The organism is Ramlibacter sp. Leaf400, assembly GCF_001424545.1.
Classification (GTDB): domain Bacteria; phylum Pseudomonadota; class Gammaproteobacteria; order Burkholderiales; family Burkholderiaceae_C; genus Ramlibacter.
Genome location: NZ_LMQL01000012.1, coordinates 393,066 through 409,222, shown reverse-complemented (window position 1 = coordinate 409,222; position 16,157 = coordinate 393,066). Strand labels below are relative to the sequence as shown.

General features: G+C 69.3%; 8 protein-coding genes. 4 read left to right on the top strand and 4 right to left on the bottom strand.

Annotation, left to right across the window (positions count from 1 at the left end; all coding sequences use genetic code 11):
• Window positions 1-205 precede the first annotated feature (205 nt).
• From wecB to ASG30_RS17710, 4 genes are all read left to right on the top strand, one after another.
• Window positions 206-1,516, top strand: a complete 1,311-nt coding sequence (gene wecB / locus ASG30_RS17725; protein WP_268793587.1) for a non-hydrolyzing UDP-N-acetylglucosamine 2-epimerase — start codon at window positions 206-208, stop codon at window positions 1,514-1,516.
• A gap of 106 nt (window positions 1,517-1,622) precedes the next feature.
• Window positions 1,623-2,423, top strand: coding sequence for a hypothetical protein (locus ASG30_RS17720; protein WP_156385598.1), 801 nt, complete (start codon window positions 1,623-1,625; stop codon window positions 2,421-2,423).
• A gap of 91 nt (window positions 2,424-2,514) precedes the next feature.
• Window positions 2,515-3,888 (top strand): glycosyltransferase family 2 protein, encoded by a 1,374-nt coding sequence (locus ASG30_RS17715; protein ID WP_055899737.1) that lies wholly within the window; start codon window positions 2,515-2,517, stop codon window positions 3,886-3,888.
• Window positions 3,885-5,084 (top strand): hypothetical protein, encoded by a 1,200-nt coding sequence (locus tag ASG30_RS17710; RefSeq protein ID WP_055899735.1) that lies wholly within the window; start codon window positions 3,885-3,887, stop codon window positions 5,082-5,084. Before ASG30_RS17715 ends, ASG30_RS17710 begins: the two co-directional genes overlap by 4 nt.
• Window positions 5,085-5,124: 40 nt before the next feature.
• Here ASG30_RS17710 and ASG30_RS17705 read toward each other — a convergent pair whose 3' ends face one another.
• The 4 genes from ASG30_RS17705 to ASG30_RS17690 are packed head-to-tail and all read right to left on the bottom strand — an operon-like array spanning window position 5,125 to window position 15,960.
• Window positions 5,125-5,346: a hypothetical protein gene (locus ASG30_RS17705; RefSeq protein WP_055899733.1), complete on the bottom strand. Its 222-nt coding sequence runs from the start codon at window positions 5,344-5,346 to the stop codon at window positions 5,125-5,127.
• Window positions 5,347-5,366: 20 nt separating this feature from the next.
• Window positions 5,367-6,713 carry an HlyD family type I secretion periplasmic adaptor subunit gene (locus ASG30_RS17700; protein WP_055899731.1) on the bottom strand — a complete coding sequence of 449 codons (1,347 nt, stop codon included), beginning with the start codon at window positions 6,711-6,713 and terminating at the stop codon, window positions 5,367-5,369.
• Window positions 6,710-8,500 (bottom strand): type I secretion system permease/ATPase, encoded by a 1,791-nt coding sequence (locus ASG30_RS17695; protein WP_327212935.1) that lies wholly within the window; start codon window positions 8,498-8,500, stop codon window positions 6,710-6,712. The genes ASG30_RS17700 and ASG30_RS17695 overlap by 4 nt, the downstream gene beginning before the upstream one ends.
• A gap of 56 nt (window positions 8,501-8,556) precedes the next feature.
• The gene (locus ASG30_RS17690) at window positions 8,557-15,960 is read right to left on the bottom strand and encodes a peroxidase family protein (protein WP_055899727.1); all 7,404 of its coding nucleotides are present in this window, start codon (window positions 15,958-15,960) and stop codon (window positions 8,557-8,559) included.
• Window positions 15,961-16,157: the final 197 nt, after the last annotated feature.

Sequence of the window (16,157 nt, the reverse complement as noted above, 5' to 3'; positions counted from 1 at the left end):
ATCCGTGGTTTTTACCGAGACACGGCAGAGCCAGCGTGGCTGCGGCCCGCGTACGGATCAGCTGCGGAATGTGTGCCGGACCACCACACGACTGCAACGAAGACTCCTAGACTGTTTCGCAGGCGTTCGAGAGGAAACGGTTTGTGAAACCGACCTCTGGACCTCGAGAAAGTGTGACCGACCTGAGGTCGTCCAGGAGGGATTCATGGCGCAACTGATGTTCGAAAGCTCCGCTGGTCCGTTCGCGCGGCAAGCCCCGCAGGCGCGCCTGCGCTTTCCCATCGACGACCTGCTGGGCCTGGCCAGCAAGTGGGAGCGGCGCTCCTCGGCCGGCGAGGAACAGCGGCAGCCCGCGCCCAAGCGCGGCAAGGTGCTCTGCGTGGTCGGCACGCGCCCCGAGGCGATCAAGATGGCACCCGTCATCCTGGCGATCCGCCGCCACCCCGGCATGGAGTGCAAGGTGCTGGCGACGGCGCAGCACCGCCAGATGCTGGACCAGGTCCTGGACTTCTTCCGCATCCGGCCCGACATCGACCTGGACCTGATGCGCCCCAACCAGAGCCTGGCCGAGCTGACGTCGCGGCTGATGGTGAGCCTGGACGGCGTGCTGGCGGAAGAGAAGCCGGACGTCGTGCTGGCGCAGGGCGACACCACCACCGTGATGGCGGTCGCGCTGGCGTGCTTCTACCGGCGCATCCCCTTCGGCCACGTCGAGGCCGGGCTGCGCACCGGCGACATGCAGAACCCCTTCCCCGAGGAAGCCAACCGCGTCATCGCGAGCCGGCTGGCCAAGTGGCACTTCGCGCCGACCGAGGGTTCGCGGGCCAACCTGCTGAAGGAAGGCGTGCCGTCCGAGGACATCTTCGTGACGGGCAACACCGTCATCGACGCCCTCCTGGCGACGGCCGCCCGCCCCGACGCTCTGCTGCCCGTGGCGATCGACGAGGGGCGGCGGGTCGTCCTGGTCACGGCCCACCGTCGCGAGAACTTCGGCGAGCCCTTCCGGCAGATCTGCCGCGCGGTGGACATCCTCGCCCGCGAGTACCCGGACACGGCCTTCATCTACCCGGTGCATCCGAACCCCAACGTGCGCGACGTCGCCCACGGGACGCTGGGCCACCTGCCCAACGTGGTGCTGTGCCCGCCGATGGACTACGCGCCCTTCGTGGCGGCCATGAAGCGCTCGCACTTCATCATCAGCGACTCGGGCGGCGTGCAGGAAGAAGCGCCCGCGCTCGGCAAGCCGGTGCTGGTGCTGCGCGACGAGACCGAGCGGCCCGAGGCGGTGGAGGAAGGCGTGGTCAAGCTGGTCGGCCCCCACTGCGAGGCCATCGTGGCCCAGGCCCGCCGGCTGATGGACGACGAAGCCGCCTACCGCGCCATGGCCCGGGGCGTCTCGCCCTACGGCGACGGCAAGGCCTCGGCGCGCATCGTGGCCGTCCTCGACCGCCATCTGCACCCGCAGCGCGGCCTCGCAACAACAGCCCGCATTGCACCTGCCTCAACAGTCTGCTAAAACCTAAGTCACAGCGCCCGAGCTTCTTCGGGCAGCTTCTGGCAAGGCATTCGCTCCACGCGCAACAGCCGGCCAGCCAGGTTGACGGGACGGGAACGGGGAATTCATGTTGAGTCGAAGCGCGCTTTTCCTGGCGGTGGCCGCCGCCATGGGAACTACCTCTGTGCTGGCCGCCGAAGTGGGCGTGGAGTACAGCCACACGGACGATTACCGCGGCTTCGGCGCGATCGACCATGTCGCCGTGGGCCTCACGGTGCCCGTCAGCGACAAGTTCAAGACCACGCTGCGCCTGGAGCGCCGCAAGCAGGAGGCCGTCGCGGGCAATCCCGGCGCCACCGGCAATTTCGTCGAAGGCCTGCTCAATTACGACCTGGGCCCTTCGTTCTACGGCTTGACGCGCCTGGGTTTCACCGACGAGAACACCCTCTTCACCGACAAGGCGCTCTACCAGGAGTTCGGCTGGAAGGCGGGCAAGTGGGGCCCGGCCTTCATCGACCTCAACGCCGGCATCGGCACGCGCGAGTTCACCACCGGCCGCGAGACCTTCCTGTCCTTCGGTCCGACGTTCTCCTGGTCCAACGGCGCGCTCTGGCTGCGCCGCGAGCAGTCTGCCGACGGCGGCGGCTACCGCCACCTGGTGACGGTGCGCCAGGAGTTCCTGCCGCGCTGGCACGTCGAGGCCTTCGCGCTGGACGAGAAGCGCAGCAAGTTCACCCTCCCCCTCGGCCCGGGCGTGACCGGCACCGAGTTCGAGGGTCAGCGCTACTCGCTGGGCGTGGGCCACCAGCTGACGGACGCCCTCTCGCTCTACGCCCGGGGCGAGAAGGTGTCGCTGGAGCGGGTCGGCACGCCGGGCAAGTACTACGCCCCGAGCGGGTACAGCCTGGGACTGAACCTCAAGTTCTGAACCCGGCGGCGCGGCAAGAGGACTCCGGACTGGCATTGCGAACCCGGGTCCCCTCTCCAATGCGCCGCCCTCCCCTCCACAGCCGCCGGCCATGACCAACTGGCTCCTGGTCGGCCGCCGCTGGATCTTCCTGCTGCCCGCGCTGCTGCTGGTGACGACCCTGTCCGCGGCGTCCGTCACGGCGCTGGAGCCGGACTTCCGGATCGACCTGAGCACGCCGACGGCGATCATCTGGACCTTCGTCAGCGTCGTGGCCATCCTCCCGGCCGTGCTCTTCATGCTGACGGGCCTGGTGCGCTCCCTGTCCGCGCGGCCGGCCCCCACCGACGAGCCGGTGCGCGAGCCCGCCACGCGCTTCGTGGTCATCGTGCCGGCCTACAACGAGGAGAAGGTGATCTCCAACTCGGTGGGCTCGCTCCTGGGCCAGGACTACCCCGCTGGCCTGTTCAGCGTGACCGTGGCCTGCAACGGCTGGGACGGCACCGCCCGCATCGCGCGCGAGATGGGCGCCAACGTCCACGAGACCACCAAGAAGGGCATCGGAAAATCCGCCGCCATCGCCGAGGCGATGCACGCGCTGGAGATCCCCGAGGGCGCCTACATCGTCATCTTCGACGCCGACAACCTGGTCTCGGGGAGCTTCCTGCGCGCGCTGGACGGTGAGATCCAGGCGTCCGGCGCCCTGGCCCTGCAGGGCAACCACAAGCCGCTGACCTCCTCGGACAACCTGGTGTCCATCGGCATCCGGGCCGCCTACCGCGCCTCCTCGATGTTCTACAGCGTGGGGCGCAGCCACCTGCTGCGCAGCGCCCTGCTGTGCGGCACCGGCTTCGCCGTGCAGGCGTCGCTGTTCGCGTCGATCTGGTCGCGGGTGCGCACCCAGACGGAGGACATCGAATCCAACGCGCTGCTGCAGCTGGAGCACCAGCTGGGCGTGGTCTGGGTCGAGAAGGCGGAGTTCTTCGACGAGAAGCCGGACCAGATCGTCATCGCGATCCGCCAGCGCGTGCGCTGGATGGTGGGCCACTTCCACACCGCCCAGTTCTACGCCTGGCCGCTGATCAAGCACGGGCTGCGCCACCGGTCGCTGCGCTCCATCGAGCTGGCGGTCTACTACCTCTTCCCGCTGGCCCTGTTCCTGTCGACCGCCTGGTACCTGCTGGCGCTGCCGACCATGTTCGTCGGCCTGGGCATCTTCCACTCGCAGGCGCTGGCCATGACGGTGGCCGGCACCGCGCTGGGCATGGTCTACATCGTCGCCATGCCGGCGCTGGCGTCGCTGCTCGAGCAGCGTTCGCTGCGGCCTCGCGCCCTGGCCGTGGCCGCGCGGGAGACCTTCGCGGCTCTGCTGATCTCCCTGGTGGTATGGTCGATCGCCATCATCCTTGCTGCGGTCTGCCTGCGCCGCAAGGACTGGATCTTCCACACCCCCCACAAGGCCAAGGTGCCCCTGCCCCGCGCATGAAGCGCCGTGACCTGAACCGATCGATCGCCCTGTCCCTGCTGGCTCCCGCGTTCGCGGTCCACGGCAGCAGCGCGGAGGACGCGCGGGCGACGGGCCAGCTGGTGCTCGCGCGCCGGCGCTTTCGCGCCTGGCTCAAGTCGCTCGAGCGGCCCGGCATGCGAGGCCTCTACCCCTACATGGCGCGCGGCAACGGCGCGCACGCCTCCGGCCTGTCGCCGCTGGCCAGCGCGGACGTCGCGATCTGGGCGTTCAGCGCGGGCGAGACCGACCTCGGCCTGAAGGTCGCGTCCGGCCTGGTCCACTGGCAGCGCGAAGTCGAGCGGCAGATGCCGGCGCGCGTGCACGGCGGCCTGCCGAGCGACTTCACGCCCGACGGCGCCGACTGGAAGCCCGGCACCGCCTTCTACGCCGGGGACAACCTGGTGTGCATGGCCGCGCTGGCGCGCGCCCATGCGGCGTCCGGCCGCGACGAGTACGCGACCGCCGCCCTGAAGATGGCGCGCTGGATGCGGGCGACGCTGTTCGACGGCCGCCGCGCCGGCGTCTGGGCGCGCAACTATGGCCCGCCGATGCACTACATGACGGCGGCCGGCGCCTTCGACAACTCCATCCACACGACGGTCGAGTACCTCTGGCTGACCGCGCTCTGGGACATCGACGCGCTCGATCCGCAGGGCGGCTGGGCCGGCATGGAAAGCGAGGCCGCGACCTTCCTCGGCGCGGGACAGAGCAGCCACGGGAGCTGGTTCTCGTTCTTCCGCCCCGACAACCCGCGCGCCGACGCCGGCAAGTGGTACTGGTACCGCGAGACCGACGTCACCATCGGCGACGACAACCTGCGCGCAGCCCTCGCCGCCCAGAGGTATGGCCGCAAGGACCAGGTGGCCGCGTTCCTCAACTGGCTGCAGCCGGTCGATGGCGTCTACGTGAACGGCTACCTCGATCCGCGCACCGGGCGCTCCAAGTTCCTGCCGGGCGACTCGCCCTACTTCGACCTGGTCTGCACCGGGCTGCTGCGCACCCTTTACGAGCGCCTCGGCCAGCGCGAGGCGGCCGGCCGCTGCGGGGCCGCGCTGCTGCGCTGGCAGGCCGAGGACGGCGGCTGGCACTGGGGCCGGCGCCAGTCCGACATGCAGCCGCTCAAGGACGAGCGCGCGGTGATCACCGGCGTGTGGGCGGTGGGCGCCGCCGGCTAGCCCGCCCCCCCACAAGCCCTCACACCTGCGCGCCGCCCCCTCAGCCGGGCGGCCTGAGCTTGCGCATCAGGTCCAGCAGGTGCTCGAACGTGACGTCGTACTGGTCCTCCAGGTGGCGCAGCTCCGAAGCCAGGCGGTCGAGCTCCGGGCTGGGCACCTGCTCCTTGCAGGACCGCAGCTGCGCCTTGAAGGCGCGCAGCCGCAGGCGCTGCTCGTCCCATTGCCGGAAACTGGCTCGTATGTGCTCGTCGAGCATGTCCATGGTCGGCCACCCCCAGGCCTTCAATCCTCGCGCAAGGCCATGCGCACGTGGTCCAGCACGGGCTTGAACAGGTAGTTCGCGAACGTCCGCTCGCCGGTCTTGACGAACATGTCGACCGGCATCCCGGGCCGCACCTTCAGGTCGGCCAGGACCTTGCGGCCCTCGGGCGCCACCACGGCCTTGACCGAGTAGTACGGCATGCCGGTGCGCTCGTCGGTCAGGCGGTCGGCCGACACCTGCGTGAGCAGGCCCGGCACCTGGGGCGTGACGTTCTGGTTGAAGGCCGAGAAGATCAGGTTGACCGGCAGGTCGGGGTGGACCTTGTCGACCAGGTGCACGGGCAGCTGGCCCTCGACCATCAGCGGCTCGTCGCTGGGCACGATGTCCATCAGGCGATGGCCCGGGGGCACCACGCCGCCCTGGGTGAAGATGTTCATCGAAACGACGGTCCCACCGGCCGGCGCGCGCACCACCACGTTGGCCAGGTCGTGGTCGAGCGCGACCAGCTTGCTGCCCACGCCGTCGGCCTCCTTCTGCGCCTCGGACATGTGCGCGCTCACCTCTTTCTGGTGCTCCTGCACGCGCTGCAGGCGCCGCATGCGAAGCTCCGCGACCTGCCGCTCGCCGCGCGCCATGCTGCTGGACTCCTCGCCGATGGCGGTCTGCAGCTCGGAGTGCGTGCGCTCCAGCTCCAGCACGCGGGTGCGCGGCATGAAGCCCTGGGCGGCCAGTTCCTTGGCGGCGTCCAGCTGTTCGCGCACCAGCTTCAGCTGAGCCTGCTTGCCCTCGCGAGAGTCGGCATGCCCGCGGATCTGCTGCTGCGAAGCCGCCACGCTTTCATCCAGCGCGGCCAGTTCGCTCTGCAGCGCCGCCAGGCGCATGGTGAACAGCTGCGTCTGCGACCGCATGGCGGCCACCACGCGGGCGTCGTCCCCCATCTCCGCCAGCTCGGGCGGGAAGGCGATGCTGCGCAGGCCGTCGCGCTCGGCGACCAGGCGGGCCATGGTGGCGCGGGCCACCAGGTACTGCGCCCGCAGCGCATCGGCGTTGGCCTTCTGGTGGACCGAGTTCATGCGGACCAGGGGGTCGCCCTCCTGCACCGTGTCGCCTTCCTTCACCAGGATGGCTTCCACGGTCCCGCCGGTCAGGTGCTGCACCGCCTTGCGGTTGCCCGCCACGGTGACGGTGCCGCTCAGGGGCACGCCCTTGTCCAGCGGCGCCAGCGCCGACCAGAGCGCGAACAGGCCCAGCCCGCCGATCACCACCCACCAGCCCAGGCGGGCGGGCCCGCGCGGATCGGTGGACAGGCCGCGCAGGTCCGGCTCGCCGGTGGCCTGGGGGATGTCGATGTTGGTGTAGGCGCTCATGAGCGGTCTTCTCCGTCTTTGTCGTTCTGCTGCGCGGTCCGCGCGATGGCCGGCTTGGCGGCCTGCACGCCGGGGCGGGCGGCCTGCGCCTTCTGCTGCAGCGTCGTGATCTCGGCCAGCACTTTGGCGGTGGGGCCGAACATCTCGGCGTTGCCCTGGCGCAGCAGCAGCAGCTTGGAGGTGACCCCCAGCACGCTGCTGCGGTGCGTGATCAGCACCAGCGTCTTGCCCGACCGGCGCAGGTCGAGGATGGCTTCGACCAGCGCCTGCTCGCCGGCGTCGTCCAGGTTGGAGTTGGGCTCGTCCAGCACCAGCAGCGCCGGGTCGCCGTACATGGCGCGCGCCAGCGCGATGCGCTGCTTCTGCCCGCCCGACAGGCCCGCACCGCCGTCGCCCAGCACGGTGTCGTAGCCCTGCGGCAGTTGCAGGACCATCTCGTGCACGCCGGCGCGGCGGGCCGCGGCCACCACCTTGTCGGCGTCGACCTCGCCGAAGCGGGCGATGTTCTCGCTCACCGTCCCGGCGAACAGCTCGATGTCCTGCGGCAGGTAGCCGATGCCCGGGCCGAGCTCCTCCTTGTTCCAGCGGTAGATGTCGGCGCCGTCCAGGCGCACCGAGCCGTGCGCGGCCGGCCACACGCCGACCAGCAGGCGGGCCAGCGTGGACTTGCCGGCGCCGCTGGGTCCGATGACGCCCAGCACGTCGCCGGGCGACAGCGCCAGCGAGACGCTCTTGATCGAAGGCACCATGCTCCCGGGCGGCGCGGCCGTGACGTTCTCCAGCGCCAGGCGCCCCTGCGGCGCGGGCAGCGACATCACCGACTTGCGCGGCGGGTTGGACTGCAGCAGCCCGGACAGGCGGCGCCAGGCGCTGCGGCAGCTGCTCCAGGAGCGCCACACGCCGATCAGCTGCTCCACCGGCTGCAGCGTGCGGCCCATGAGGATGGAGGCGACCACCATCATCCCGGCGGTCATCTGCTCCTGCAGCACCAGCACCGCGCCGATCGCGAGCACCGCCGACTGCAGGGCCATGCGCACCGATTTGGTCGCGGCCTGGATGGCGCCGGCGCGCTGGCTCGCCGTGGACTGCAGGGCGAGGAAGGACGAATGCAGCCGGAACCAGCGCTTCATCATCTGCGGCAGCATGCCCATGGCCTCGATCGCCTCGGCGTTGCGCAGGTTGCGGGTGGCCATGTTGCCGGCGGCCACGGCCTGGTTGCTGGCCTCTTCCAGCGCCTTGCGCGACACCGCCTCGTTGGCGAAGGCCAGCGCGATCAGCACCGCGGTGCCCGCCAGCGCGAACAGCCCCAGCCAGGGATTGAAGAGGAAGATGACGGCCAGGTACACCGGGAACCAGGGCGCGTCGAAGAACGCGAACAGCGAGTTGCCCGTCATGAACTGGCGGATGGTGGTGAGGTCCTGCAGCGCCTGGCCGGCGTTGCCGGACTTGCCCTTCAGGTTCTCCTCGAAGGAGGCGGTGTACACGCGCCGGTTCAGCGCCATGTCCAGCCGGGTGCCCATGCGCACGAGGACCGCGCTGCGCACGCCCTCCAGCAGGCCCATCACGGCGAAGGCGCCGAGCACCATCACCGTGAGCATCAGCAGCGTGGTCTGGTTGCGGCTGGCCAGCACCCGGTCGTAGACCTGCAGCATGTAGAGGGACGGCACCAGCACCATCAGGTTGACGATGGCACTGAAGCCGGCGACGCTGCGGAAGGCGCCCCGGCAGCTGTCCAGTGCGAGGCGCAGTTCGCCCTTGTCGGAAGGCGTGTTCGACGGCATAGGCATCTTTTTCAAGGTTGGTGCTCCCCGGGCGCCCGCGAAGGGCGCCCGGGGTCAGGCACTTAGAGGATGAAGTCCTGGGCGACCAGGGCCGGCGCGCCCACCAGTTCCACCTGGAAGTCGGCACCGAGGTCGCCGTCCACGTTGGCCTCGACCACCGTCACGCCGTCGACGACGCTCCAGCGCACCTGGCCGGCCGCCGTGAAGGCGTCCTCCCCGATGAACGTGAACTCGTCGTTGCCGCCCGCCAGCACGTTGGCGTCGATGCCGCTGAGCTGCAGGATGTCGGCGCCGGACACGAAGTCCGCGATGACGTCGCGCACACCCGCCCCGACCCCGGACTCCGACACGTCGTCGAACGCGAAGGCATCGGAGCCGGCCCCGCCGGTCATCTGGTCGCGGCCCGCGCCGCCGACCAGCAGGTCGTTGCCCTCGCCGCCGTCCAGGGTGTCGGCCCCGGTGGCGCCGATCAGGACGTCGTCGCCGCCGTTGCCGGCCAGCACGTTGTCCTGGGCGTTGCCGCCGATCCAGTTGCCCAGGCCGTTGCCGTTGCCGGTGACCGCCGCGCCGAAGAGCGACAGGTTCTCGACGTTGTCGGTCAGCGTGTACGTGCCGATGTAGCTGCTCACCGTGTCGACGCCTTCGCCCGCGGCCTCGACGACGACATCGCCGGCGTTGTCCACGCCGTAGCTGTCGTTGCCCGTGCCGCCGGACATGGTGTCGGCGCCGGTCGCGCCGTCCAGGATGTCGTTGCCGCCACCACCGGCCAGCGTGTTGGCCAGGTCGTTGCCGTAGATCTGGTTGTCCACGTCGTTGCCGGTCAGGCTGACGGCGGGGCCGACCAGCCACGCGTTCTCCACGTTGGCGCCCAGCGTGTAGTCGACGGCGTAGCTGTTGACCCAGTCGATGCCCTCGCCGGCGGCCTCGACGATCACGTCGCCCGAGTCGTCCACCACGTAGCCGTCGTTGCCCAGGCCGCCCGTCATGGTGTCCGCGCCGCCGCCGCCGATCAGGACGTCGTCGCCGCCGTTGCCCACCAGCACGTTGGCCAGGTCGTTGCCGCCGATCCAGTTGCCCAGGTCGTTGCCGATGCCGGTGACGGCCGCGCCGAACAGCGAGAGGTTCTCGACGTTGGCGGCCAGGGTGTAGGTGGCGGCGTAGCTGCTCACCGCGTCCACGCCCTCGCCCGCGGCCTCGACCACGACATCGCCGGCATCGTCCACGCCGTAGTTGTCGTTGCCGGTGCCGCCGGTCATCGTGTCCGCGCCGGCTGCGCCGTCCAGGATGTCGTTGCCGCCAGCGCCCACCAGCACGTTGGCCAGGCCGTTGCCGTAGATCTGGTTGTCCAGGTCGTTGCCGGTCAGGCTGACGGCCGGTCCCACCAGCCAGGCGTTCTCCACGTTGGAGGCCAGCGCGTAGCTGACGGCGTAGCTGTTGACCCAGTCGATGCCGGCGTCGGCCGACTCCGAGATGGTGTCGCCCGCATCGTCGACCACGTAGCCGTCGTTGCCCTCGCCGCCGGCCATGGCGTCGGCCCCTGCGCCGCCGACCAGGATGTCGTCGCCGCCGTTGCCCACCAGCACGTTGGCCAGGTCGTTGCCGCCGATGTAGTTGCCCAGCTCGTTGCCGATGCCGGTGATGGCGGAACCGAACAGCGAGAGGTTCTCCACGTTGTCGGCCAGCGTGTAGATCACGGCGTAGCTGCTGACGGAGTCGAGGCCCCCGCCCACGGACTCGATCACCACGTCGCCCGCTTCGCGCACCACGTAGATGTCGTTGCCCTGGCCGCCCGCCAGCACGTCCTCGCCGGCACCGCCGTCCAGGATGTCGTCGCCGGCCCCGGCCGTGGCCACGTCGCTGCCCAGGGTGCCGGCGAAGAAGTTGTCGACGCCCGCACCGCCGTTCCAGATGACGCCCACCGGCTGGGTGGCCGCCGACGTCACCCGCTCCACCTGGCCCGTGCCGTCCACGAAGGTGGTGACCACGCGCAGCATCCTGCCGGCGAGATCGCTCAGCGTGGTGCCGGGCGGGTTGAGCAGGTTCAGGCTGTTGCCGGAGGCGCCGGGGATGAAGCTCCAGTTCACGCCGTCGCTCGACTGCTGCCAGTGGTGGCTGAAGGCGCCCAGGCCGTCCGGGTCGGCGATGCCGGCCGTGTTGACCGTGAGGATGTCGCCTTCGCGCACCGAGCCGCCGTTGGCGTCGACGATCACCGCCGCGCCGGTGGCATTGGTTTCGCTGAGGTTGTTCAGCAGGATGGTGAACTCCCGCTGCAGGATCAGCGTGCCGCCGGCGGCCGGATCCAGGTCGTAGGTGTTGACGACGATGGTGTACTGGTTGTCCACCGGCGACTGCAGCGCCTCGTAGTCGAGCACCGCGCCCGGGGTCACCTGGATCTCCCAGATCGGGTTGAACTGCGCGTCCACCCCGTTCTGGACGACGGTGAAGCGGCCGCCGCCCGTGCTGGCAGGATCGATGCGGTGGAACACCGTGGCCAGGTCCAGGTCGATGTCGACGGCGTGCGCATCGCCATCGATGCTGAACGGCAGGACCGCGACCCGCGAGCCGGCGGCGCTGTTCTCGTTCACGCTGAACGTGACCTGCGGGCGCTCGGTGGCGTCCGAGTACAGGCGCTCGGTCACGCCGCTGCCGTCCTTGAACACCGCCACCGCGCGGATGACGTTGTCCACGTCGCCCGGCTGCACCGTGTAGGTCAGGCCGTTGGACACCGTGACCCAGTTGGGCGCCTCGCCGGCGATGGACACCTGCCAGATGAAGCTCAGGCCGACCGGCTGGCCGTCCGGGCCCAGCGGGACGCCTTCCTCGTCGGCGGCGCTCACCGTGGCCGTCAGCACCTGGCCCACGTGGGGCGTCACCAGGCCGGCCAGCGTGGTCGGGTCGACGATGGTGACCGTGCCGGTGGCCGGTGCGTTGTTGCCGTCGATCGTGATGGCCTGATCGGCGAACTGCAGCCGCTCGATGCCACGCACCAGGTCGGTGTCGTCGGTGAAGACGCCACGCGACTCCAGCTGCACCGGCAGGCCGGTGATGGGATCGATGACCACCGCGCCGTCGAGGCCGTTGTCCAGGTCACGCACGGAGATGAAGCCGTCGCCGTTCAGGTCGTTCGCGCGGTAGATGACGGTGCCGTCCGGGAGCGTCTGCAGTTCCTGCAGGCCTTCGATCTCGTACTCCGCGAAGGTGCCCTGGTACACGGCCGTGTCCACGTCGGTGGTGGCCTCGGGCGCCTCGTGCTTCAACTCCCGCACGATCTTCAGCTGGCCCGGGTTGATGGTGCCGTCCTTGAGCAGGGACTGCAGCGAGCGGCCGTTGAACAGCGGCGTGTGCGGGCCGGGCAGGCTCAGGTCCGTGCCGGCGGCGAACACCTTGCCGGCGTAGGGGCCCATGAAGGCCGTCTCGGTCGTCAGCGATTCGGCCGTGTACAGCACGTTGCCCAGCGAGCCGTCCGGGTTGCGGGCGTGGATCGCGATGCGCACGTTCAGCCAGGAGTCGCCGTCGATGATGTCGAAGCCGCCGCGGCCCATGAGGGTGTCGTTTCCGGCGCCGCCCAGCAGCATGTTGCCGTCACGGTACGTGGTGGCGTCCGCGCCGAACAGGGTGGCCAGCGCGCCGCCGGTGCCATCCTCGCCCACGCCCAGCCAATCGGCCATGCCGTCGATGCGGGCGATGCCCTCCTGGTCCAGGACGTGGTTGTCGAACTCCAGGGTCGGGTCCAGGGCCCCCAGCGGGGTGCCGCGGCTGTCGCCGAGCAGCACGTCGTCGTACTTCCAGCCGGAGAGCGACTCCACCAGGTCGAAGCGGTCGCGCAGGACGTCCTGCTGGTCCGTGGTGAAAAACGGGATGGCCATGTCGAAGTTCACGCCCGACAGGTCGTACTTGGCGATCGCCCAGTCGAAGCCGAACATGCCCTCGTAGCGGAACACGCTGGGGCCCGAGCCCATGATGTCGTCGCCGGACTCGGCGTCGTAGTCGGTCTCGTCGCCGTGGCCGAAGAGCACGTCGTGGCCGATCAGCACGCTGTTGAAGAACAGCTCGGAGTTGTCGCCGGCCAGGGTGTCGAAGCCACCCGCGCCCTCGATCCAGTCGCTGCCCTCGTTGCCCAGCAGGAAGTCGCCGCCGGCGCCGCCCAGGATGAAGTCGTCGCCCTCGCCGCCGAAGGCTTCGGAAGCATCTTGCCCCAGCTGCATGTAGTCGTTGCCGGTGCCGCCGAACAGCAGGTCCAGGCCGCGGGCCGCGGTGACCACGTCGTTGCCGGCCTCGCCGCGCAGGATGTCGTCGCCCAGCGGGTCCTCGATGATGTCATCGCCCTCGCCGCCGTAAGCGTTGTCCGCGCCGGCGCCGCCATTGAGGTAGTCGTTGCCACCATCACCCCAGAGCGTGTCGTCGCCCAGGTCGGTGAAGATGACGTCGTGGCCTTCGGTGCCGCCGACCACGACGTGCTCGCCGCCGTGGAAGATCATGGTGCCGCCGACGTCATGCATCTTGCCGTCGTCGCCCAGCACCTGCGTGCCGCTGTAGGTCGTGGTGACCTTGTCCTGCAGCAGCGGATGCGGCTCGTCCTCGGCCCAGTCGGGGTTGCGTCCCGCCGCCGCCCCGTTGTAGTCGGTCTGCGCGATGCCGCGGTCCAGTTCCAGGAACAGGTCGGGCGTGACGAACAGCGAGCCGCTCAGGTGCGTGGCGTAGATGTTGCCCAGCTCCGTGTTGCGCATCACCAGGTCGGTGAAGGTGTTCGGCTCCAGCTGGTTGAGCAGGTTCATGCCCTGCGTGCGGGTCAGGTAGTACATCCGGTCGCCGAACTGCAGGGCTTCCATCTGGTACTCGAAGATCCAGTTGAAGGTCTGGCCCAGCATGCCGCCGAACTCGAACTGTTCCTCCGCCAGGCCGCCGATCCACAGGTCGACGTTGTTCATGCCGCCCAGGTTGGAGGCGTAGATGCCGGTGCCGTTCAGGAAAGCCGCGCGATCAGCCATCCAGGCCGCGATGGCGCCCGCGTTCTCGGGGGTGTCCTCGATGCCGTGGTTCCCGAACACCAGGTTCTCGGCGGCGGTCCGCTGGTCCTGGTAGCTCGTGGCCGACGCGATCGACGAATGGGTGCCGTACGCCGCGATGAAGTTGATGATCGACATCGGGTTGCGGATGTTGGCCGCGAAGTCGACCCAGCTCGTGTAGGGCTTGAGGTCGATCGCCCCGGCGTCGTACAGCTGCGCGCGGGTCTCGTTCAGCGAGGGGACGCCGGTGTCGCGGCCGCGGGCGATGTTCAGCGCGGCCAGGTCCAGCGGCAGGCCCAGCAGGTTGCTGCGCACGTCGGTGACGATGAACTCGTCGATCTCGTTGCCCACGTCGCGGCTGAGGCCGCGGATGAAGTTGGCGTTGATCTCGCCGATCGACCCGCCGGTGGCCAGGTACATCTGCGGGTTGAGGAAGGCCTCCAGCAGGGTGGACTGGTCTTCGCCGTCGGTCGTCTCCAGGTTGTTGTCCAGCCGGTCCACCGTGCCCGTGAGCATGGAGTGGCCGAAGCGGTACACGGTGTGGGCGAACTCCGCCACGATCGACGGGTCGACTTCCGGGTTGTTGTTGAAGATGAAGGGGTCGACGGTGGGCTGGAGGCGCCGCGCGAACTCCTCGAACACCAGGTGCTGGTACTGCATCTCGGTCACGAATCGGGAGGCCTGGAACAGGCGCTCGCCGTCCCAGGTCAGGGACGGGTCGTTGACGTCGGTGGGCAGCGGGTCGCCCTCGAACAGGTCGTTGACCAGCCACTCGTTGATGAACGCCAGGTCGCCGGTGGCCAGGATGGTGGCCTTGTTGGCCTCCACCAGGCGGTTGTGCTCCGAGTGGAAGATGCTGTGCACCGCGGTCAGCGCGGCGTTCTCGTTGCCGCGGCCGTCGCCGGTGATGAAGTGCGCGCCCAGCATCTCGTTGTCGTAGGTGAGGCCGTCGCCGTCGTCGGCGTAGAAGTCGGCGGTCGTCACCTGGAGATCGCCGTTGACGTCCGTCAGGGTGTCGTTCTGGTCCCAAACGCCGTCGCCGTCGGCATCGACGAACGTCTCGCCTTCGTCGAACACGCCGTTGTCGTTGGCGTCGGTGAAGTCTTCCGGCGCGTCATAGACGCCGTCGCCGTCGGCGTCGATGTCGGTGTCGGCGGTCTGGGCCACGCGCGGCGTGCCCGGGTTGTGGTCGTGGTCCACGATCGCGGGCGCGGCATGGTGGGCGATGTCGTCCAGGAAGGCGTGGTTGGTCTTGACCGAACCGGCCGTGGTGATGCCTTCGGCCGTGCCTTCCTTCAGCCAGTTCGTGGCGTGCGTGGCATCGGGCGCCATCACCATCTGGGCGTAGCCGTTGGCGCCGGGGATGAACTTGCCGTACTGGTCGGTCAGCAGCAGCGGGACGTTGCCGATGTCGAAGTCGTTCAGGGCGATGCCCAGCATCTCCAGGGCCTGGGCCTTGACCTGGGCCCAGTTGCCGGGCGCGCCGTGCACGGAACCGGTTTCCTCGTTGCCGTCCAGCAGGCGGCCGGTGGACATGGCCTCGCCATTCACCTTCACGTACTCGCGCAGGAACACCTGGTGCGAGGAGTGCGAGGTGTAGGTCTGGTTCTGGTCGATGAAGGAAGTCGTGGTGTTGGTGTGCTGGGGCACGCCGTCGACCATGGTCGCGGTGGCGCGCGTGAGCACCATGAAATTGGTGGGCGAGCCTTCGACGTACAGCGGGTCGCCCGGCTGCAGCGGGATGTAGACCGTGCCGTTGTTTCCCTTGGTGACCAGGTCCAGGCCGTGGTCGAAGAACTGGCCGAAGTACGTCATCCAGGAGTTGAAGGACGAGGTCAGGCCGACATCGGGCGAGATGTTGGGGATGGTCTGCAGGTCTTCGTTGGTGATGTACTGGCCGCCGGCGGGCAGCGGATCACCGGGCCGCACGGGCGTCATGCCGTGCGCTTCCTCGAACGCCGCCACCGCGAGCTCGTTGTTGAAGAAGGCTTCGACCGCCGCCGGGTTGTTGATCGACATGTCGACGATCAGGTTGGAGATGATCCGCGGGTCGGCATCGGCCACGCTCATGGGCTTGCCGGTGATGGGATCGATCGCACCGTAGTCGTTGTTGGTGATCGTGGGAGCGCCCGAGCCGGGGGGGCCCAGGGGCATCGTGTCGCCGTCGGCATCGTTGCGGAAGTCCGGGTCCGTCAGGCGCGGGAACAGGGTGTCGGCGGCGCCGTAGTCGGCCTGGCCCGGCAGCAGGTTGTTGTCGGAGCCGTCGACCGTGCGCAGGCCGTACGGCAGCATGGCCGCGTCGCCGACCGAGACGCCGTACGCCTCCTGGATGGCCTGGACTATGGTCTTGGGCGTGGAGGTGTAGCCGATCGAGGTCGCCTCGGCGATCTTGATCTGCTTCAGGATGAAGTCGAGGTCGGCTCGGTTGACGCTGAAGGCGGTGGTGTAGGTGGTCGGCACGGCAGTTCTCTCATGAAAGGGGTTTGAAGGGATGGAGGAAAGGCGCTGTTGTCAGGCTGGCCCTCGCCGTCGTCGTGGCGGCAGGAGATAGCCGTGCGAAGCGCACCAGGCCTTGTGGGCTGGTGCCGTGGGGAAAAGGAAGAAGGTCGGGAAAGGCTCGGCGGGCGGGCCGCTCGGGTCGCTGTCGTTACGGCTGT

Excerpts from the sequence above, each read along its gene's own strand:
- wecB (WP_268793587.1), top strand. The coding sequence starts at position 206 with ATGGCGCAACTGATGTTCGAAAGCTCCGCTGGTCCGTTCGCGCGGCAA.
- ASG30_RS17720 (WP_156385598.1), top strand. The coding sequence starts at position 1,623 with ATGTTGAGTCGAAGCGCGCTTTTCCTGGCGGTGGCCGCCGCCATGGGA.
- ASG30_RS17715 (WP_055899737.1), top strand. The coding sequence starts at position 2,515 with ATGACCAACTGGCTCCTGGTCGGCCGCCGCTGGATCTTCCTGCTGCCC.
- ASG30_RS17710 (WP_055899735.1), top strand. The coding sequence starts at position 3,885 with ATGAAGCGCCGTGACCTGAACCGATCGATCGCCCTGTCCCTGCTGGCT.
- ASG30_RS17705 (WP_055899733.1), bottom strand. The coding sequence starts at position 5,346 with ATGGACATGCTCGACGAGCACATACGAGCCAGTTTCCGGCAATGGGAC.
- ASG30_RS17700 (WP_055899731.1), bottom strand. The coding sequence starts at position 6,713 with ATGAGCGCCTACACCAACATCGACATCCCCCAGGCCACCGGCGAGCCG.
- ASG30_RS17695 (WP_327212935.1), bottom strand. The coding sequence starts at position 8,500 with ATGCCTATGCCGTCGAACACGCCTTCCGACAAGGGCGAACTGCGCCTC.